The sequence below is a fragment of the Acuticoccus sp. MNP-M23 genome, assembly GCF_031195445.1.
Classification (GTDB): Bacteria; Pseudomonadota; Alphaproteobacteria; order Rhizobiales; family Amorphaceae; genus Acuticoccus.
Map to the genome: position 1 here is coordinate 4,497,435 of NZ_CP133480.1, position 18,066 is coordinate 4,515,500.

Genomic DNA, 18,066 nt, shown 5'->3' on the forward strand with positions numbered 1-18,066 from the left:
CCGCGAGATTTTGCCGCGCAAACGCTCCGGCGACGTGAAAGAAGGCACGCCGCATCGGCAATCTGCGCGATGTCGGCCGCCATTATGCCGTGGTGAATTCGCTGAGAGACCTGATCATCGCGTTGACGCAGGTGGAACCGGCCTGAGGCCTCAGAGGGACTGGAAGCCGCCCTGCGCCAATGCCGGTCCGGTCGGCGCGCCGGTGGGTGAGCCGCCTGCGGGCTCGGCCGTCACCACAAGTTGCGCGTTGCGCAGCACCGCATCGCTCTCGCGCGGCAATTTGATCCGGCTGCCCTCAGCAGAATTGAGCAGCCCCAGAGACACCGGGGCCGTGCCATCGATCACCAGCCACAGCTCGGGGTCGCGCTCATCGGACACGGCCGCGCCGAACGGCGCAGTTACCAAAGTGCCGTCGCGTTGCAGCCGGGCCAGGGTGATCCCGCCGTCTTCGCTGCCGACGATTGCCGCGACGAGCGCCTCCTGGCTGAGGATCACGCCCGGCCGGACGATGAGGATCGCAGCCAGAGCAAACCCGCCGACGGCCGCTGCGCCCAGCATGGTCGCCGCAGTGCGCCAGAACGCCAGCGCAACCGGCGTGCCGCGGCGCTTTGAAGCACCGGAGGTTCCTAAAAACAGGCTCTTCTCGACATTGCCGAGGACCCGCGCCGATGGCTTGCGTGCGGGCAGCGCTTCGGCCAGCGGTGCGAGTTCAGCTTCCGCGCGCCAGACCTCGGCAGCAAGCGCCGGGTCGTCGAGCAGGGAAAGCTCGAACTGGCGCCGCTCGTCCTCGCCGGTCAGACCGAGGACATATTCCATGGCATCGATCTTGTCGTCGTCGGTCACATTCACTGGCTCACGCACCCTTTCAGGTCTGCAAGTGCGCGGCGCATTCGGCTCTTTACGGTCCCAAGCGGAACGTTGTCGCGCTCCGCCAGCGCCGCGTAGGTCACACCGCCGAAATACGCCATTCGCACGAGCCGGGCGTAGGGATCGCCAAGCCCATTGATGCAATTGAGAAGAACGCGGGCAAAGCCGTTCGCCATCGCCTTCTCGTCGGGACGCAACGTGGTGTCGGCTACCCGCTCGGCCGCATCGAGCGCCGCGGACGGTGCCTTGCGGGCGCGCAGCCTGTCGATCGCGACATTGCGAACAATGGCGGCCATCCACGTCATCGGGGCAGCCTTGCTCGCGCTGAACCGCTCAGCATAGCGCCAGATCTTAACGTATGCGTCCTGCAAGGCATCCTCCGCCTCATTGCGCTCTTGAAGGATACGCAGCGCAACGGCGAATAGTTTAGGGGACGAGCGATTATAAAGGGTGCGGAACGCAGCGCGGTCGCCGAGAGCAGTGCGCTCGATCAGGGTGTTGAAGTCCACGTCGTTCATCCGGCGATCCCGCTGTTATCGGCGAGACATACGCGCGGCCCGCCGAACTGACAATTGCGGGGGGATCGAGTTTATCGCCACCCGAGCTTAAAAAGCGTCAAGTTGCCACAGACCCGGCGAAGATTGCAGATCGTCGCCGTCATTCAGGCCGTGGATGACCTTGCCGACGGAACAGAGCGACGTGGCAGCGGGGCGACGAATGCAAGGCCGTGCGTTTGTACGGAAGGATGGGCATCCAGATGCGTCAGGCGACGCGGGACGGTCCCTCGTCGGCGGTGCGGGCCGGGGTCTTGCTGAACATCGGCGGCAGAAAGGCTTCCACCGGAGCATCGAGCGCCTTACCGAGGTTGCACAGGCGCAGGACCGAGATGTTTGCCTCTCCATGCTCCAGCTGCGCAATGAACCGCTCCGAAAGGCCTGACGTGTCGGCCAGCTTGCGGCGCGACAGCCCGGCGTCGGTGCGCATTCGTTTCACGCGCTCACCCAGCTTAAGCAGGAACTCGCTCTCGGCCTGATTTCTGATCGGAGAATCAATCTTGTTCAGCGAGCTCATTCAGACCCCTCCCCACATTCACGCTACATTTTTAAGGTACAAGCGCCATTCTTGCTTCATTTTGTTAAGCACATAAGCGGCCTGAAGGAAATGCGACCAATAGTGATGAACAGCCGTTGACAGAGCGATCTGCTTCTCAATCCGGTTAAGGAGCTTGTTTCCCATACGGATTTGCAAATTGGGTCTAGAATTACGAATTGTGGAAATTCTTGCCGCCCTATAAGAGATTGTGCAATGTTCTGCCTGACGGCATCGCAGTGCTCTGGATCTCGCGGGGCTGAGACGACAGCGCGTCCACCGCACGCGAGATCAATGCGGCGCAATAGGCCTCGCCGTGGCGGTCTGCTTCGGCCATGGCATATTCAAGCAGACGGGTCAGCACCTCGTAGTCGTCCGGCATGACCGCATCGTTGGAATTGTTTCCGATAATTGTCGGCGCATTCATTTTGATCTCCGCTTTCGTAGCGTTTGCATGGCCTTTGTAATGTGGCATCGTGATTTCATCGTGAAAGTGAAATCTGACTGCAATTGCTTGCATTTGATGACCGGCAAAGCCTGCCTTTCGGAAAACCGGCATCAATTGGCCACAAAATTGACAGGTTCTGCCGAGGCGTGCCTCGAATATGGCAACCCGATGGCAGAATTAATGTCTCGATGAAAGCGAGTTGTGATGGAGCGTTGCGCGGTAAGGGTTCAGCTTCTGGGACAGCCGGTGTTCACCCTCAATGGCGGCATCGATTTCCCATCGCGTAAATCGCACGCACTTTGCGTATATCTGGCCGCCAACAGTGCAAGACGCATTGATCGGGGCCAGCTGAGCGCGTTGCTCTGGGGGGACGTGGACGAGGCGCAGGCCAGAGGCTCGCTGCGCAAATGCCTCAGCGTCATTGGCGGCAACCCCTGGACGGCTTCGCTGATTGCGCGAGACCGGAGCAGCGTCTGGTTCGCAGGCGATCCGAGCCGGGTGGATGTCGCCCGCTTCAACGCGGCAATCAGCCGCCGCACAACAAGCGGCTTCAGGGAAGCGCTCACGTACTGGACCGGCGAACCCCTCGCCGGCATGGAAAACGGCGCCATCAATTTTGACGATTGGGTTTCGCAGTACCGTGCACAAACGCTGCACTTTTCGCACAACTACCTGACCGACGCGCTGAACCAGCTGGCCGATGAGCCGCTCGACACGCGCTCCGACATGTTGATCGCCCTGTGTGAGCTGATGCTGCGGATCGAGCCGGCCGACCATCGTGCGGGCGAAATGCTGATCGGCGAGTATGCGCGGATCGGCAACGTTGTGGCAGCCGCGCGGCAGTATCGCGCCCTGGGCAATGCGCTGCGCGACCTCGACATGCCGGTGCCGCGCCGCCTGATCGCGCAAGCTGAGGGGCTTGGCATTGCAGCCTCGAGTGCGACGGTCGAGTTTCGCAGCACGGCTTCGCGGAACCCGGAGGCTGACCGCGGCACGCCGACCGTGATGCTGATGCGCCCGCAAGGCATCCAGACCTCGGCGGATCTCTTCACTTTCGCCCAGTCCGAGGTGATGTGCCAGCTTGCACGGTTCCGCTCGATCCGCGCCTACGAGGACCTTTCAGGTTTCGGCGAGAACACGGCAGCTGGCGAGAAAACCGGGCAATCCGTCCAGCAGATCGGGATCGACCCGGATAAACCGGATCACGATTACCGGCTGCTGTTGTGGAACGAACCGAATGTGCGGTCGCTCTACCTGCGCTGCGTCAATACGCGGCGGATGAACACCGTGTCTTGTGTCAGGCTGGATCAGGATCTGCTGGCCGACCGCTCGCGCACCGAAGAGGCCATCGCGACTGCCATCAACACAATCGAACGTGACATCCTCAACGACGAGGCCCTGCCGCCAGGGACCGTGTTTGCAAGGTGGCTGAGCGCCTACCGGGAATTGCAGACGTTCACGACACAGGGCGACCAGGTGGCGCTCGAAATCCTGGAAGATCTTGCGGCAAGCCCGGACGGGGCCCGGTTCAGTCTTGTGCACTCGTCCATCGGCGCGATCACGATGAAGCGGAACCTTTACTCACCGGTCCTGTTCGCAAATGAGGAGCTGAGCTTCGCCAAGGCGCGCCACTGCGTCGAGCGTGCCCTCAGCCTCGATCCACTCGAGCCGTTCAATCACAGCATCGCCGGATGGCTGGAACTTCAGTCCGGCCAGCATAGTCGTGGGCTGGCAGCCTTTCAGAACGCACTTTCCCTGCAACCCTACTCCAACCGAACGCTGATTTCGGCTGCGGAGGGGCATGCCTATTGCGGCCATCTGGAAACCGCACGGGACCTTGCGGCAAGGGCGATGAACATTTCGGGCCGATATGCACCAGCCTACTTTCACAGTTACCTCGCCACCATCGCCTATCTCTCGGGCGACCTGGAGGAATGCGTCCGCCGGTTGAACCGAGCCCCGGTGAACATCCAGACATCGCTCCTCGCCGTGGCCGCCAACGAAGAGCGCGGCGACGAGACCGGCATCGCCGAAGCCCGCGTCCAGTTCGAGCGCGAACTGCGCCGTCTGGAGCCGCCCCGGTCGTTCGACCTTGCCGCCCTGTCGCGCTGGATCGTCAAATCCAACATGACCAAGGACGACACCACGCGGCGGCGCATGTTTGCCTCACTGGAAAGAGCCGGCGTCGCGGCCAGTGCGCACTAGCACACTGGCCGGCGAACGGTGGGCAGCGCTCAGCTGAGAGGGCGCAGGCACCCCAGGACCGCCATGGTGCCGAGCATCTTGAGATATTCGTGGTCGTTGGCGCGCAGGCGGTTCTGATCCACCGCACTGGGCAGGACGAGGTGGATCGTGTCGTCCTCGTCTTCGTGAAGCACGATCTTCAGCCCTTCCAGGTCCTTGGGCGCGACGCCGGCCGCCTTCAGATAGGATTCCGGGTCATTGCGAAACGCTTCGCGCTGTAGCGGATCGTTCGCCGCCTCGCCAAATGCCTTGCCGATGGCCGGGACCGCCGAACGGTTGACCGCAATTCTCGCCATATTCCCCCCGCGCTGATCGCGCTTAACCAAACCTTCGAGATGATCTGCGACATCAAAAGGATCGCAGTCGATTTTTGCTTCGTAGAACATGAATGATGACCTGTTCGCTTTTGTTGACCGCTGGAGCGTGTCCGGCAGCGCAGTCACTATACCTATAGTTGATTTTCCAAATCAAGCGTTTGAGCTCGAGCGCTTTTCATATCTGATCGAAGATTGCCCGGCTCACTTTCATTTTTGCTTCCCAAAACGGCTCCAGCCAGCAGCGCCAGCCTGGATGATCGATTGGAGAGCAGCCGCTGGCCGCGCATTTTCCGCCAATAATTCCGCTATTTACAGTGTTTTTGAAGCCATCGAGCGCGCGTGTCTCATCTCAGGGTGGGACAACGATCCGCGGATAAATGAAAGCCAAAACGACACAGATGCCACTGCCTCGACGCTGGAGCTCACCAATTTCAGTGCAAGGCAACGCGCCGAGCTGCAATCGGCCACCGCCGCGTTATCAACCATAGATTTTACACCGCCGCATCACGCGAGACGCGTGGTTGCGCAGAGTCTGTTGGCTAACGAACGCACAAGTCTCCCCGCCCGGTCGGTCCTGTTCGGGGAAGATGTTCGCGACGGGTTGCCTCCGGTGTTCTCATCGTCCTCAGGCGCGGCGCTCCGCGGGACGCGCGCGGACGCAGCACGCCACGGCACACTGGAGCTGGTGGAGCGAGATGGCGTCGCGATCTGGTGGTACAACCGCCTCATTCCAAAGCGGCTTGCGGTGGATGCGGCGGCGGCCGCCCTCCCCGCCGACCTTGCCGCCTTTCTGGCAGCGCGCCGGCGGCAGACCTGGCACCTTGCCCTCCCCAGCGACCTGGGGGTGCCGGCCATCGTCGCGCTTTCGGCCCGGTCCGATGGCAGCGCCCCCGCCATCGGTGCGGCCGCCGCGCTGGATCCGGCCGACGCCGTGCGCTCGGCAACGCTCGAACTCCTTCAGGGCGAAATCAACCTGTCGCTGATGCGGCAGGCGCAGCGTGCACCGAACCCGCCGCCCGTCCCGCCGCTTCTGGCATGGTCAGCGTCCACCAATGCCCTCGCCGACCCCGCGCTTGCCGGGGTGGGCACCACCGACCCCACTCCGGCAACGCGCTGGGACACCCTTCTGGGCACCTTCGCGGAAAAGGGGATCGATCTTTATGCGGTGGACCTCACGCGCGCCGAATTTGGTGTCCCGGTGGTCAAGGCCGTCTCCCCGCAACTGCGGGACTGGTTGCCGCGGTTCGGCCCCGGCCGGCTCTACGAGGTGCCCGTTGCCCTTGGCATTCAAACCGCCCCCACCCCGGAGGACGCGCTCAATCCGGTGCCCTTCGTCATCTGATCTCGGCGCAACAGCACCACCGCGTTGACAACGGGGCGCGTCCCGTTCAGCGTCCCCGCGGATCCGGGCGCGCGCTGCGACGCGGCCCACCGTGGGAAACCCGTCATGCGCGCACTGAGCTATGAGACGGCCGGGGGCGTCCTCGTCCGCCGGCAGGACCATCAAACCGAGTATGATGGCGCGCTTCTTCGCTGGCTGAAGCGTCTCGACACCGAGCGCGGCGTTGCGCTGGCCTCCAGCTACGAGTTCCCCGGCCGCTACACGCGGTGGGAGTTTGCACTGGCGAGCCCGCCGCTGGCCGTGGAAAGCCGCGGCCGCACCGTCACCGCCACCGCCCTCAACGACCGCGGCGTGCCGCTTCTGGCGGCCGCCCGCGCCGCGTTCGAGGGGGCCGGGCTCACCGCGATCCAGGGTGTGAACAGCGTCGCCACCACCGTGCCGGAGCCGGACGGCGCGCTCATGACCGAGGAAGACCGCAGCCGCCGTCCCTCTGTCTTCACCGCACTGCGGGCCTTGCGGGACTTTTTCGCCAGCGAGGCGGACGGCCAGCTCGGCCTCGTCGGCGCGTTCGGCTACGACCTTGCCTTCCAGTTCGACCCCATCGACGCGAAACTCGACCGCCCCGCCACCCAGCGCGACATGGTCCTCTACCTGCCGGATGAAATTCTGGCCGTGGACCACCACGCCCGCCAGGCCACCCTTGCCCGCTTCGAATTCTCCTTTGGCGGCGAAAGCACCGAGGGCCGGGCCGCCAACAGCGAGCCGACGCCGCGTCCCGTTGCCGCCAACCACGTGCAGAACGACCACGAGCCCGGCGAATATGCCGAGACCGTGCGCCGCGCATTCGCGCATTTTGCGCGCGGTGACCTCTTCGAGGTGGTGCCCGGTCAGGTCTTCCGTGACGCGCTGTCCGATGCCCCGTCCGAAATCATGAAGCGGCTGTCGTCGATCAACCCCTCGCCCTACGGCTTCTTCGTCAACCTTGGCGAAGGGGAATATCTGGTCGGCGCCTCGCCTGAAATGTTCGTGCGCGTGACCGGAGCGCGGGTGGAAACGTGCCCCATTTCCGGCACCATCGCGCGGGGGCGCGATGCCATCGAGGACGAGGCGCAGGTCCGCAAGCTCCTCAACTCCGAAAAGGACGAGACGGAGCTGACCATGTGCTCCGACGTGGACCGCAACGACAAGAGCCGCGTGTGCGACCCCGCCTCCATCCGCGTCCTCGGCCGGCGCCAGATCGAGATGTACTCCCGCCTCATCCATACGGTGGATCACATCGAAGGCACCCTCCTGCCGGACCGCGATGCGCTGGATGCCTTCCTCTCCCACGCCTGGGCGGTGACGGTGACGGGCGCCCCCAAACGCCGCGCCATGCAGTTCATCGAGGACCATGAGCGCAGTCCGCGCGCCTGGTACGGCGGTGCCGTCGGCGTCGTGCACTTCAACGGAGACCTCAACACGGGGCTGACGCTGCGCACCGTCCACATCAAGGACGGGATCGCCAACGTGCGCGCCGGTGCCACCGTACTCGCCGACTCCGATGCTGAAGCCGAAGAGCGCGAGACCGTGCTGAAGGCGTCCGCCATGCGCGCCGCCATCCGCGGCAATACCGGCGCGGCCGACGCCGCAGCCACATTGCCACCGCCCGGCACCGGCCGCCGCGCGTTGCTGGTGGACCACGACGACAGCTTCGTTCACACGCTGGGCGGCTATCTGCGCCGGTGCGGGCTGGATGTGACCACCGTGCGCGCGCCGCTCACCGCCGCCATGCTGGACCGGTTCGGACCCGATCTTGTGGTCCTGTCGCCCGGCCCCGGCACCCCGGCCGATTTCGACTGCACCGCCGGCATCCGCCTCGTGCAGGCACGCGGCCTGCCGCTCTTCGGCGTCTGCCTCGGGCTTCAGGCCATCGTGGAAGCTTGCGGCGGTGAGCTTTCCCAGCTCGACGTGCCGATGCATGGCAAGGCATCCGCCATCACCCTCAGCGGCAACGGCGCCCTGTTTGATGGCATTGATGGCGAGGTGGTGGTCGGCCGCTACCACTCGCTGGTGGCCGACCGCAGCCGACTGCCGTCCGTTCTGACCGTGGTGGCCGAAAGCGATGACGGCGCCGTCATGGCCATCGAGCACCGCGACGAGCCGATGCTTGCCGTGCAGTTTCACCCCGAAAGCATCATGTCGCTCGGCGGCAACGTCGGCATGCAGATTATCGAGAACGCCGTGCGCACGCTCCTGCGCGAGCCGAACCGGCAGCGCAATGCCGCCTGAAACCGCGGGCGATCCGGTGCATCACCCATGAGTGGCGGGGGCGCCGGGCGCCCTAAATTCGTCGTCCATGCCGGAATGCACAAGACCGGCTCCAGCGCGGTGCAGGCATTTTGCCGCAAGCATCCGCGGGTGCTGAAACGGCTCGGCATCGCCTACCCGCGGGCGTTCTACCAGAACCACAAGTTCGGCACGATCTCGCTGTTCATGGACGAGCCGGCCAAACCGCGCGAGGATGTCAGCCATCGCCCGCGCGGCTATGCGCCGGACGACCTGAAACACGCCTTCGACGCTTTCCTCGAGCGCGCTGCGAAAAAGCGGCAGCATGTGCTTTTGTCCAGCGAAACGGCGGTGAACCTGTCCCCTGACGGGCTTCGCCGGCTGGACGAGGCTGCGGCCCCGTCCTTTGCGCCGGTGGAGATCGTCGCGCTCCTGCGTCCGCCGCTCTCCTTTGCGCAGAGCGCAAGCCAGCAGCGGCTGAAGGGCGGCATGTCGCTCGGCCGCCTCGAAGAACGCCTGCCGCTCCCCGAATATGAACGCCGTTTCGAGCACATGCTCGCCCACTTCGGGCCTGAGCGGCTGCATCTGGCGCCCTACCACCCGTCGACGCTGGTGGGCGGCGACGTGTTTCAGACCGTGGTCTCGCTGATGGGCCTCGACCCCGCCCCCGCCGCCGCACACCGCACGGAGCGGCGCAATACCGCCATGAGCCTCACCGCGGCGAAGGCCCTGTCCGTCTTCAACGCATGCATTCGCGAAAACGCAATCACCGCAGATGTGCCGGCTTCGCTTGCCGCCCGTTTCGACGATCCGGTCATGCACCGCTTCCATGACGGCTTTTCGATCAGTTTCCAGCGGCACGACACGCCGATGCGCCTGCTCCTGCCGGTCTTTACCGGAATTTCCGGGCCGCCCTACCGCCTCACCGGCACGATGATGGACAACGTCACAGCCGCCTCCCGCAGCGATTGCGAATGGCTCTCCCGCAATTTCGACATCGACATCCAGGCCTTCGACATTGCGCCAGACGAGGCAGTGCCGGCGGAAAGCCTCACGACTTTCGAGCCGGACGAGCTGGCGCGCATTGAAGCCGCGCTCGATGCGTTCATCGCCAATGCCGAAAACACGCTGCTGGAACTTGAGGAGCAGACGGCAACGCCGCTGTCTCGGGCGCGCAAGCTCTTCCGCGCCGTCACAGGTATCGGCTGACCGCGGAGGCCAGACGCGCCGTCAGGACAGCGGGCAACTTTCGCGCTCGAAACGCCAGACCGGGGTATTTTGCGACATGCCGCAACGCGCCAGCCGGTTGCGCCCGCTGACGGAAAGACAGACGCGCTCGCCCATCTCCACCCTTCGGCCCCTGGTGTCGGTGCAATAGCAATCGGGGTATGCAAACCCCTCCTTGGCCGGCGGCGGAACGAACGGCGCAAGGCCCTTGGCATTCTGCGCAAGGCTCTCAGAAGCCGTCGCGAGCAGAAAACCGCCAAAGATCAGAGCAATAAAGCAATAAGCAATGCGGGCCATGGACGATTATTGTCCATGGCCCGCACCCGTGGCAAGTCTTATGTGCCAATCACGAGGCTACCGGCGGCGTTCTATTTCAGATCGAAGGACCAGAAAAAGGTTTCGCCGGAGGAATCGTCCGTCCCGTCATTGTCGGTGACGGCGTAGGCCTTGCCGTTGGCATCGATGGCGAAGCCCTCAAGCTTGTCGACCGTGTAGCCGTTGTAGGCGGCAAGGTCCGGCAGGAAATCGCGCACCAGCGTCTTGTTCACGACTGGCAATTTTGCGCCCAGCTCGGCCGGCACCATCTCGGCAGTCGGCACGCTGTAAAGGCGCTTTACGCGGGCGTTGCCGCCAATCTGGTTGTCGCGCTCGACAATCAGAACGCGCTCGCCGTCAGCGGTGATTTCCGAAAGGCCCATCCACCCGGTCTCCGGCGTTTCGAGCGGATAGTGCACCGCGCCCCAGGCCCCGCTTTCAAGGTTGTAGCTGACGAGCTTGACGAGGCCCTTCTCGTCGTCTTTCCACTCGCGCTGCATGGCAATCCACAGCGTCTCGCCGATCTTCGTCACGCCTTCGGCGCCAAAGCGGATCTCGTTGGCCAGCAGCGTATCGGGAAACGCCACCTCTTCGAGGATCGCACCGCTCGCATCCACATGGAGCAGCGCGTGAGGGATCTCCCGGTCGGTCCGCCCTTCGGATGCCAGCCAGAAGCCGCCTTCACCGTCGGTGCTGATGCCTTCGAGGTCGATCTTTTCGGCCGGGGCACCGTCACGCGTGACGGTCATGGCATCGACGATGGCCGCCGGCGTCTGGGCGGCATCGATGACCAGGATCTGCGGGTTCGTGGAATAGAACGAATCCGTCACCGCATAGAGCCTCGCCGGTGCCGTATCGTCGGCAGCAAGGCCGGACAGCGCGCCCCAGGCAATCGGCGGCAGGTCGCCCTTGGTGGCCGACGCGATTGTCGGGTACACCGGCGCTGCATCCTGAAGCGCGTAGATCATCACATGCGCGCGGGGGCCGTTGTCTTCGCCGAGGTCGGCCTCGTTGGCGGTGACGAACAGGCCGCGCGCCGGGATCGCCACCGCCCCCTCAGGCGCAATGCCCGACGGGAGGAGCTGCTTCAGCGTCGGCACGCCGTCCGCCACCGTGTAGACCCCTGCCATGGAGCCACGCTCGGACAGGACGAAGGCGTACTGCGTCTCGCCGAACGTGCCGACCGCGAGACCCTCCGGCTCGACACCCTTGTTGCCCGAGCGCTTTTCCGGATAGTGCCCCGCCGCCGCAACCGCATATTCGAACGACAGGCCGGAATCGAACACTTCGGTCCCGTCCATGTTGAAGACGGTGAAGCCGCGCGACCCGCCCTCATAGTCGCCCTCGTTGGCGATGATGAAGGTGTCGTTGTCCAGCCACTTCACCGCGTCCGGCTCGCGTTTCACGTCCGCCAGCGAACCGGCGAAATTGATTGCGCCCTCTTCCGCGGTCTCCACGTTATCGAGCGAAACGGCCCCGGCGGAGAAGTGGTTGAGCACCTTGCCGGTGCGGTCGAGCACGGCAATGTGGTTGTTCTCCTGCAGCGTCACGACAATCTGGCCGTTGCCGTTGATGTCCACAAACTCGGGCTCGGGATCGCCGGGAGCAACGTCCGCAAGGCCGGTCACGTCGGCCTGGACCATGTTGTCGCAGTCGGGGGTGTTGTCTTCGAGCGGAATGATGGCGACCGAGCCGGCGGGCATCTGCGGGATGGCGCCGTCGTTCAGGTCTTCATCACGCTCGTTCTCGATGGCGATGGCGAGAAACGTGCCGTCCGGCGCCACTGCCGCCGAATCGGGCTGCCCGCCAAGGTCGCAGCTCTCCGTCACCGTGCCGGACGCGAGGTCGACGATCTTCAGGATGCCGGAGGGGGCGGTAAAACTCTCGCTGGTGTTGACGGCGACGAACGCCTTGCCGGCGGAGAGAACGAGGGAGGTGGGCTCGCCATCCAGCATCACGGCGCCGCGGGGCTGGGGGGCGGCCGGGTCGGTGATGTCGATCATGCCGATCGCGCCGAGGGGGGAATCCGAATAGACCAGCATCATGCCGTCTTCGGTGGCGTCGATGATTTCCGGCGACGTTTCGGTCATCGGGTCTGCCTCGTCCGGCAGATTCTGCATGACCGCAAAGGATGCAATGCGGTTGAACGCGTCGGCATGGGCGTTTGTGGTGAGCGCCGTCGTGGCGAGAAGCGCAGCACCGAGCGCCAAGTGATTGATTTTCATGGGTCCCCTCACAGAATTTCGGGGAACCTAGCGCCGCTCGATGATGGGTTTGTGACAGGGGCCGCCCGCCCGGTGCCCAACCGCGCCTGCACCCGAATGGGGTTGGGGCCACTTCGGCAATTCCTTTTCCGGCCAATCCCGCCTAAATCATCCCCATGAACGATCAGGCTGAATCCGCGCGGAAACTTGAAGACGCCTTGCGGGCCGAAGGCGTGCGGATCACGCGCCAGCGGGCAGCCATCCTGCGCGTTCTGGCCGAAGCCGAAGACCACCCGGATGCAACCGAGCTGCATCGCCGCGCCAGAGACATCGACGAGTCCGTGTCGCTGGCCACCATCTACCGCACGCTGGCCGCTCTCGAAGAACAGGGCATTGTCCACCGCCACACTTTCGAAGGCACGCCGTCCCGCTTCGAGACGGCGGAGGCAGACCATCACGATCACATCATCGACGTGGACACCGGCGACGTGGTGGAATTCCGCTCCGACAAGATCGAGCGGCTGCAGGCCGAAATTGCGGCGGAACTCGGCTATGACGTGGTGCGCCACCGGCTGGAGCTTTATTGTCGGCGCCGCCGCGACTGAGCCTATCCCATCGTCTTTTCGCGTTATCGCCGCCACCTTGGGCATCGGATGCGCCGGTGGGGCTTGATAACAGGCCCATCGTTGCGCCACAGGTGAGGATGCGCGCATTGTGCGCAGCCGCCTTCTGCCGCGGCCCGTACCAGGGCGCCCCGAATTGAGGACCAATCGATGAACCCCAGTCAGACTCTCCTTGCCGACCGCGTCTGGTCGCAGGGGCTTGTACGCAACATCACGCTTGCCATCGTCGGCTCGCTGGCCCTGTGGCTTTCGGCCAAGATCCACGTCCCCTTCTATCCCGTGCCGATGACGATGCAGACCTTTGCGGTGCTGGTGATCGGCATGGCCTACGGCTGGCGCCTCGGTGGCGCGACCGTGCTTCTGTATCTCGCCGAAGGTGCGTCCGGTCTTCCCGTCTTCTCCGGCACGCCGGAGCGGGGCATCGGGTTTGCCTACATGGTGGGGCCGACGGGCGGTTATCTTCTCGGCTTCGTCCTTGCCGCCGTCGTCACCGGGTTCCTCGCCGAGCGCCAGTGGGACCGCCGCGTCTCCACCACGCTGCTGGCCATGACGCTTGGCACCGCCATCATCATGGGCACCGGCGTGCTCTGGCTGGGCGCCGTGATCGGGTTCGACAAGGACGTTCTGGCACTTGGCGTGACGCCGTTCCTCCTGGGCGCCGTGTTCAAGATCGCACTGGCCAGCGCGGTCCTGCCGCTCACCTGGCACCTTTTGAAGCGACACTGAGCGATCGGCTGCGGTGCCGCCCGTGGCACCGCAGCCACCATCATGACCCGCACCCGCGTCAAAATCTGCTGCATCTCGTCAGCGTCCGAAGCAGGCATCGCCCTTGCTGCCGGCGCCGATGCGCTGGGTCTCGTGGGCGCCATGCCGACCGGGCCGGGGGTGATTGCGGACGACACCGTGCGCCACATTGCAGGTCAGGTGCCACCGCCGGTCACCCCGTTCCTTCTGACCTCCGAAGAGACCGCCGGCGGGATCCTCGCCCATGCCCGGCGCTGCGGTATCACCACCGTGCAAATTGTGCGGCATGTCGACCCTGCGGTGCACGACACACTGGCTGCAGAAGCACCGTGGCTGCGCCGGGTGCAGGTCATTCATGTGGAGGGGGACGACGCGCCGGCCCTGATCGGCCGCTACGCTGACCGGCCGCACGCATTTCTTCTCGATTCAGGACGCCCCGGCGCCGATGAGCTGGGCGGCACCGGCCGCCGTCACGACTGGGCGGTGAGCGCAAGGTGCGTCCGTGCCGCCGCGCGCCCGGTGTTTCTGGCAGGCGGGCTCAACCCGGACAATGCCGCCGACGCGATCCGCACGGTCCGCCCCTACGGCCTCGACATCTGCTCCGGCGTGCGCGATGCGGCGGGCCTCAGCGAAAACCTCGTCAGCGCCTTCATGGATGCGGTGCGAACGGCAGACGGCGCTGCGGCCTAGGCTCCGGACCCAATCAGGGCAAGGCCTGCGCGCCGTTTCGGCTTGCCGTGGCAAGGCGCGTGGACGCAGGAAACCCGGCGGGTTTTCAAGGCCGCGCAACGCAGGCTCAGCCCTGATTGGATCCGGAGCCTAGTCGTCGATATCCCGGTCGCGCCAGGCTCTGAGGCCAGCAAGCGCGCACACGACCACAAGGCCGACGATATTGGCCGCAAGGCCCGGAATGCCGAGGGGCACCGTGCCGATGGGTGCGATGCTGAAGGCGTAGATGCCCAGCGCGACGGCAGCGAGCCAGACGACAATGCCCCAGCTGGCGGCAAGCCACAGGCCGATGGACACCACCGGCGCCAGCACCGCCGACACCATCACCGCCAGCCACGGTCCTTCCGGCGCATGCCAGGCGATGGTGAGATTGGCATCCAGATAGCCGATCAGCCGGCCCCAGATCAGCACCGTGACCGCAAGCCAGGCCACCCCGACGAGCCGCATGAGACTGGCCTGAACCAGCCACAGCGCATCGCGTTCCTCCTCTTCGGCCGCCTCCAGCGGCGCTTCCTGGGAGGTCATCGACAGGATCGCCGCGCGGGAGGACGACATCCGCGTTCGCGATCGGCCGAGATCCCACCTGGATTTCGCGCGGGCCGGCGAAGCAAATTCCGGCTCGCTGAGAGCCGGCGCCGGCAAGGCAACGCGCCCTGGGGCCGGACGCGCCTTGCGGGGCGCCTGCGGCGGCGTGGTCGTCGCTGGCAGCTGCGCCGGGCGGCCGGTTCGCTCCGCCGCGGGGCGCTGGGCCTTGGCTGGCGCGGTGGGGCGCCCCTTGGGGGGGCTGACCGGCACCACCGCATTTGATGGGCCGGACGACGGCGCAGGCCCGGCCTTCGCGCGCGGCGGGCGCTGGGCGGGCGCGGCGGTTTCCTGCGAGGGCACCGGCACAGTGCCGGCCGCCTTCGGCGCTTCGGCAGCGGGCGGCGGTTCGGCGGCTGCCTCAGTGCCCGTTTCGGGCGCTGCACCGGTTTCCTCCGCGGGCTCGTCTTTTTGCTGGGCTGCACCGGCGTTGACAGATTTGCGGAGCTTGGCAATGCGGCTGGCAGCGCTTTCGTAGCGCGCACGCTCGCTGCGCGGCACCATCTGCATCTGCACGGGGATCGCCTGCCCGGCAGGCGCGTTTTCCGCCTCGGCCTTGTTTTCGGGCGCATCGCGGTCCGCATTTTCCGCGGCGTCCGGCGCCTTCGCTTCAGGCGCCCCGGCTTCGTCCAGCGCCTCAGGGGGCTCGGTCGACGTTGGTGCGTCCGGTGTCTTGTCGTCGTTCGGTTTTTCGGCGGGGTCGGCCTTCTTGCCGTCTCCTGCCGTCATCGTGCGGGCACCGTGGGGCTCGCAGGCTGGCTCTGCCCGGACGGCAGATGCAGATCGCCGTGGCCGGGCTCGGCAAAGTGCGCCTCCACGAATTCCGGATCGACACCGTCCAGCGTGGCCGGCGACCAGCGGGGCGCGTGGTCCTTGTCGATCAGAACGGCCCTGATCCCCTCATAAAGGTCGTGCCCGTCGATGATCTGCGACACGATGCGAAACTCGGTGCGAATGGCGTCTTCGAACGGCAGACCTCTGGCGCGGCGGATTTCCTCGAATGTCACGCAAAGGCTGGTGGGTGATTTGGTGCGGATTGTGGCGGCGACCGATTTGGCGAAATCCCTCTCGGCTTCGGAGAAGGCATTTTCGGTGGCAGCCTTGCCGGTGGCAACATCGTCCAGCGCATCGAGAATGGCGCCAACGCCAGTGCCGCTGAAACAGCGTTCGATCACCGCAGCCTGTTGCGGGTCTCGCGGCGCTGTCCGCTCGGGCAGCTCGTCCAGCGCGCGGTCGAGGTCGCGGGCATGGGCGGTGCGGTCGAGCGCATCGTCCAGCCGGTCCGACAAGGTCGGGTGCGTGACAAGGCCGAGCGCTGCCGCATCGTCGCGCCCCAGCCGAGCGCCGGCCAGCGCCAGATACATGCCCGCCTCGCCCGCAAGGGCAGACAGGAGATGGCTCGCCCCAACGTCCGGAAACAGGCCGATCCCCACTTCGGGCATGGAAAAGACGATGTTTTCGGAGGCGATCCGGTGTGTGCCGTGCATGGAAACGCCAACCCCACCGCCCATGCAGATGCCGTCAATCAGCGCAACATAAGGTTTGGGGAACTGCTTCACCCGCGTGTTCATCTGATATTCGGCGGCAAAGAAATCGAGCGCCCCTGCCCGCCGTTGGTGAACATCGCGCACATCGCCGCCAGCGCAGAACGCCTTGCCCTCGGCCCGGATCGCAACGCGGTGGATGCGGTCGTCATCGGCCCATTCGTCCAGCGCGTCGCTCATTTCGAGGACCATCGGCTCGGACAGCGCATTCAGGGCCTTGGGGCGCGACAGGGTGATGAGGCCGGCACGGCCGACCGTCTCGAAGCGGATGTCGCTCACTGGCTGGACGCCCTGAGGAGGTGGCGGGCGATGATGACGCGCATGATCTCGTTGGTGCCTTCCAGAATCTGATGGACGCGAACATCGCGCAGGAGCCGTTCCAGCGGGTAGTCGCGCAGATAGCCGTATCCGCCGTGGATCTGAAGGGCGGTGTTGACCACCGCAAACCCCGTGTCCGTTGCAAGGCGCTTGGCCATCGCGGCCAGCGGTGTTGCGTCCGGTGTGCGCCGCTCCACGGCCGAGGCCGCCTTGTGGAGGAGAAGCCGGGCCGCTTCAAGCTCGGTCCTCATATCGGCCAGCTTGAACTGGGTCGCCTGAAAATCGGCAATGGGCCGGCCGAACTGCTGGCGCCCGCCGGCATAATGTAAGGCATGGTCGAGGGCCGCTGCGCCCGCCCCCAGCGAGCACGCGCCGATATTGATGCGCCCGCCATCCAGCCCCGTCATCGCAATCTTGAAGCCGTCGCCCTCTTCGCCAAGGCGGTTTTCCGCCGGCACGCGGCATTCATCGAACATCACAGCGGCCGTGGGCTGGGAGTGCCATCCCATCTTCTCTTCCTGCGCGCCGAAGGAGAGCCCCTTCGTGCCGGCCTCCACCAGCAGCGCGGTGACGCCGCCGGCGCCCGCGCCGCCGGTGCGCGTCATCACCACATAAAGATCGGCCCGCCCGCCGCCGGAAATGAACGCCTTGGCGCCGTCGATCACATAGTCATCGCCATCGCGCCTTGCCCGGGTGGTCAGCGAGGCAGCGTCGGAGCCTGCGTTCGGCTCGGTCAGACAGTAGGCGGAAAGGCGCTCCATGGTGGCAAGGGCCGGCAGGTGGGCCTCGTGCTGCGCGGGCGTGCCGAACCGCTCGATCATTCCCGCCACCATGTTGTGGATGGAAATGTAGGCCGCCGTGGACGGGCAGGCCCGCGAAAGTTCCTCGAACACGATCGCCCCGTCGAGCCGGGTCAGGCCGGAGCCGCCGTGGGCTTCGCTGACGAACATGGTGGCAAAGCCAAGGGCGGCCGCGTGGCGCAGAACGTCCACCGGAAACGTGCAGTCCCGGTCCCAGGCGGCGGCGAACGGGGCAATCCGTTCGGCCGCAAAATCGGCCGCCATCGCCTTGATCGCCTGCTGCTCTTCGGTGAACTCGAATTCCATCGCGCTACTCCGCTGGCCGGGACGTTCCATGGCGCAGCCCGCCCCGTCAACTCCCGCCTGTTGCCTGCGGTGCGGCAGATGCATGGACGGGACGGCACGAAT

17 protein-coding genes are annotated in these 18,066 nt (G+C 65.4%); 7 read left to right on the forward strand and 10 right to left on the reverse strand.

Going from position 1 to position 18,066, the window contains the following annotated elements:
• Positions 1-150 precede the first annotated feature (150 nt).
• The 4 genes from RDV64_RS20700 to RDV64_RS20715 form a co-directional block, all read right to left on the reverse strand.
• Complete coding sequence (locus RDV64_RS20700) at positions 151-843, reverse strand: anti-sigma factor domain-containing protein (protein WP_309196859.1); 693 nt, start codon at positions 841-843, stop codon at positions 151-153.
• A 2-nt stretch (positions 844-845) separates the two neighbouring features.
• Positions 846-1,385: a sigma-70 family RNA polymerase sigma factor gene (locus tag RDV64_RS20705; RefSeq protein ID WP_309196860.1), complete on the reverse strand. Its 540-nt coding sequence runs from the start codon at positions 1,383-1,385 to the stop codon at positions 846-848.
• 244 nt (positions 1,386-1,629) lie between these two features.
• Complete coding sequence (locus tag RDV64_RS20710) at positions 1,630-1,938, reverse strand: helix-turn-helix domain-containing protein (protein ID WP_309196861.1); 309 nt, start codon at positions 1,936-1,938, stop codon at positions 1,630-1,632.
• A gap of 217 nt (positions 1,939-2,155) precedes the next feature.
• Positions 2,156-2,515, reverse strand: a complete 360-nt coding sequence (locus RDV64_RS20715) for a hypothetical protein (protein ID WP_309196862.1) — start codon at positions 2,513-2,515, stop codon at positions 2,156-2,158.
• A 246-nt stretch (positions 2,516-2,761) separates the two neighbouring features.
• Between RDV64_RS20715 and RDV64_RS20720 the strand changes: the two genes are divergently transcribed.
• Entirely contained in the window at positions 2,762-4,609 is a 1,848-nt protein-coding gene (locus tag RDV64_RS20720) for a bacterial transcriptional activator domain-containing protein (RefSeq protein ID WP_309196863.1), read from the forward strand.
• Positions 4,610-4,638: 29 nt separating this feature from the next.
• On the opposite strand, the gene RDV64_RS20725 is transcribed toward RDV64_RS20720, so the two are convergent.
• Entirely contained in the window at positions 4,639-5,034 is a 396-nt protein-coding gene (locus RDV64_RS20725; protein ID WP_309196864.1) for a hypothetical protein, read from the reverse strand.
• A gap of 184 nt (positions 5,035-5,218) precedes the next feature.
• Between RDV64_RS20725 and RDV64_RS20730 the strand changes: the two genes are divergently transcribed.
• The 3 genes from RDV64_RS20730 (at position 5,219) to RDV64_RS20740 (ending at position 9,781) form a co-directional block, all read left to right on the forward strand.
• The gene (locus tag RDV64_RS20730; protein WP_309199559.1) at positions 5,219-6,307 is read left to right on the forward strand and encodes a YcaO-like family protein; all 1,089 of its coding nucleotides are present in this window, start codon (positions 5,219-5,221) and stop codon (positions 6,305-6,307) included.
• A 105-nt stretch (positions 6,308-6,412) separates the two neighbouring features.
• Positions 6,413-8,575, forward strand: a complete 2,163-nt coding sequence (locus tag RDV64_RS20735; RefSeq protein ID WP_309196866.1) for an anthranilate synthase component I — start codon at positions 6,413-6,415, stop codon at positions 8,573-8,575.
• A gap of 27 nt (positions 8,576-8,602) precedes the next feature.
• Positions 8,603-9,781 (forward strand): hypothetical protein, encoded by a 1,179-nt coding sequence (locus RDV64_RS20740; RefSeq protein ID WP_309196867.1) that lies wholly within the window; start codon positions 8,603-8,605, stop codon positions 9,779-9,781.
• A 21-nt stretch (positions 9,782-9,802) separates the two neighbouring features.
• On the opposite strand, the gene RDV64_RS20745 is transcribed toward RDV64_RS20740, so the two are convergent.
• Both RDV64_RS20745 and RDV64_RS20750 read right to left on the reverse strand, forming a co-directional pair.
• The gene (locus RDV64_RS20745) at positions 9,803-10,096 is read right to left on the reverse strand and encodes a hypothetical protein (protein WP_309196868.1); all 294 of its coding nucleotides are present in this window, start codon (positions 10,094-10,096) and stop codon (positions 9,803-9,805) included.
• Positions 10,097-10,167: 71 nt separating this feature from the next.
• A complete protein-coding gene (locus RDV64_RS20750) occupies positions 10,168-12,339 on the reverse strand; it encodes an esterase-like activity of phytase family protein (RefSeq protein WP_309196869.1) in 2,172 nt (723 codons plus the stop codon).
• 155 nt (positions 12,340-12,494) lie between these two features.
• Between RDV64_RS20750 and RDV64_RS20755 the strand changes: the two genes are divergently transcribed.
• From RDV64_RS20755 to RDV64_RS20765, 3 genes are all read left to right on the forward strand, one after another.
• Complete coding sequence (locus RDV64_RS20755; RefSeq protein ID WP_309196870.1) at positions 12,495-12,923, forward strand: Fur family transcriptional regulator; 429 nt, start codon at positions 12,495-12,497, stop codon at positions 12,921-12,923.
• Between the two features lie 168 nt (positions 12,924-13,091).
• The gene (locus tag RDV64_RS20760) at positions 13,092-13,667 is read left to right on the forward strand and encodes a biotin transporter BioY (protein WP_309196871.1); all 576 of its coding nucleotides are present in this window, start codon (positions 13,092-13,094) and stop codon (positions 13,665-13,667) included.
• Positions 13,668-13,709: 42 nt separating this feature from the next.
• Positions 13,710-14,375, forward strand: a complete 666-nt coding sequence (locus RDV64_RS20765) for a phosphoribosylanthranilate isomerase (protein WP_309196872.1) — start codon at positions 13,710-13,712, stop codon at positions 14,373-14,375.
• A 129-nt stretch (positions 14,376-14,504) separates the two neighbouring features.
• Here RDV64_RS20765 and RDV64_RS20770 read toward each other — a convergent pair whose 3' ends face one another.
• From RDV64_RS20770 to RDV64_RS20780, 3 genes are read right to left on the reverse strand one after another with little or no spacing between them, the layout of a single operon-like run.
• On the reverse strand, positions 14,505-15,725 hold the full coding sequence (locus tag RDV64_RS20770; RefSeq protein WP_309196873.1) for a hypothetical protein: 1,221 nt from the start codon (positions 15,723-15,725) through the stop codon (positions 14,505-14,507).
• Positions 15,722-16,819 carry an enoyl-CoA hydratase/isomerase family protein gene (locus RDV64_RS20775; RefSeq protein WP_309196875.1) on the reverse strand — a complete coding sequence of 366 codons (1,098 nt, stop codon included), beginning with the start codon at positions 16,817-16,819 and terminating at the stop codon, positions 15,722-15,724. Before RDV64_RS20775 ends, RDV64_RS20770 begins: the two co-directional genes overlap by 4 nt.
• Positions 16,816-17,964 (reverse strand): acyl-CoA dehydrogenase family protein, encoded by a 1,149-nt coding sequence (locus tag RDV64_RS20780; RefSeq protein WP_309196876.1) that lies wholly within the window; start codon positions 17,962-17,964, stop codon positions 16,816-16,818. Before RDV64_RS20780 ends, RDV64_RS20775 begins: the two co-directional genes overlap by 4 nt.
• Between the last annotated feature and the right edge of the window lie 102 nt (positions 17,965-18,066).

Coding starts and splice junctions, on each gene's coding strand:
- RDV64_RS20755 (WP_309196870.1), top strand. CDS start 12,495: ATGAACGATCAGGCTGAATCCGCGCGGAAACTTGAAGACGCCTTGCGG.
- RDV64_RS20725 (WP_309196864.1), bottom strand. CDS start 5,034: ATGTTCTACGAAGCAAAAATCGACTGCGATCCTTTTGATGTCGCAGAT.
- RDV64_RS20735 (WP_309196866.1), top strand. CDS start 6,413: ATGCGCGCACTGAGCTATGAGACGGCCGGGGGCGTCCTCGTCCGCCGG.
- RDV64_RS20750 (WP_309196869.1), bottom strand. CDS start 12,339: ATGAAAATCAATCACTTGGCGCTCGGTGCTGCGCTTCTCGCCACGACG.
- RDV64_RS20765 (WP_309196872.1), top strand. CDS start 13,710: ATGACCCGCACCCGCGTCAAAATCTGCTGCATCTCGTCAGCGTCCGAA.
- RDV64_RS20730 (WP_309199559.1), top strand. CDS start 5,219: ATGATCGATTGGAGAGCAGCCGCTGGCCGCGCATTTTCCGCCAATAAT.
- RDV64_RS20760 (WP_309196871.1), top strand. CDS start 13,092: ATGAACCCCAGTCAGACTCTCCTTGCCGACCGCGTCTGGTCGCAGGGG.
- RDV64_RS20715 (WP_309196862.1), bottom strand. CDS start 2,515: ATGCCGGTTTTCCGAAAGGCAGGCTTTGCCGGTCATCAAATGCAAGCA.
- RDV64_RS20770 (WP_309196873.1), bottom strand. CDS start 15,725: ATGACGGCAGGAGACGGCAAGAAGGCCGACCCCGCCGAAAAACCGAAC.
- RDV64_RS20710 (WP_309196861.1), bottom strand. CDS start 1,938: ATGAGCTCGCTGAACAAGATTGATTCTCCGATCAGAAATCAGGCCGAG.
- RDV64_RS20740 (WP_309196867.1), top strand. CDS start 8,603: ATGAGTGGCGGGGGCGCCGGGCGCCCTAAATTCGTCGTCCATGCCGGA.
- RDV64_RS20745 (WP_309196868.1), bottom strand. CDS start 10,096: ATGGCCCGCATTGCTTATTGCTTTATTGCTCTGATCTTTGGCGGTTTT.
- RDV64_RS20705 (WP_309196860.1), bottom strand. CDS start 1,385: ATGAACGACGTGGACTTCAACACCCTGATCGAGCGCACTGCTCTCGGC.
- RDV64_RS20780 (WP_309196876.1), bottom strand. CDS start 17,964: ATGGAATTCGAGTTCACCGAAGAGCAGCAGGCGATCAAGGCGATGGCG.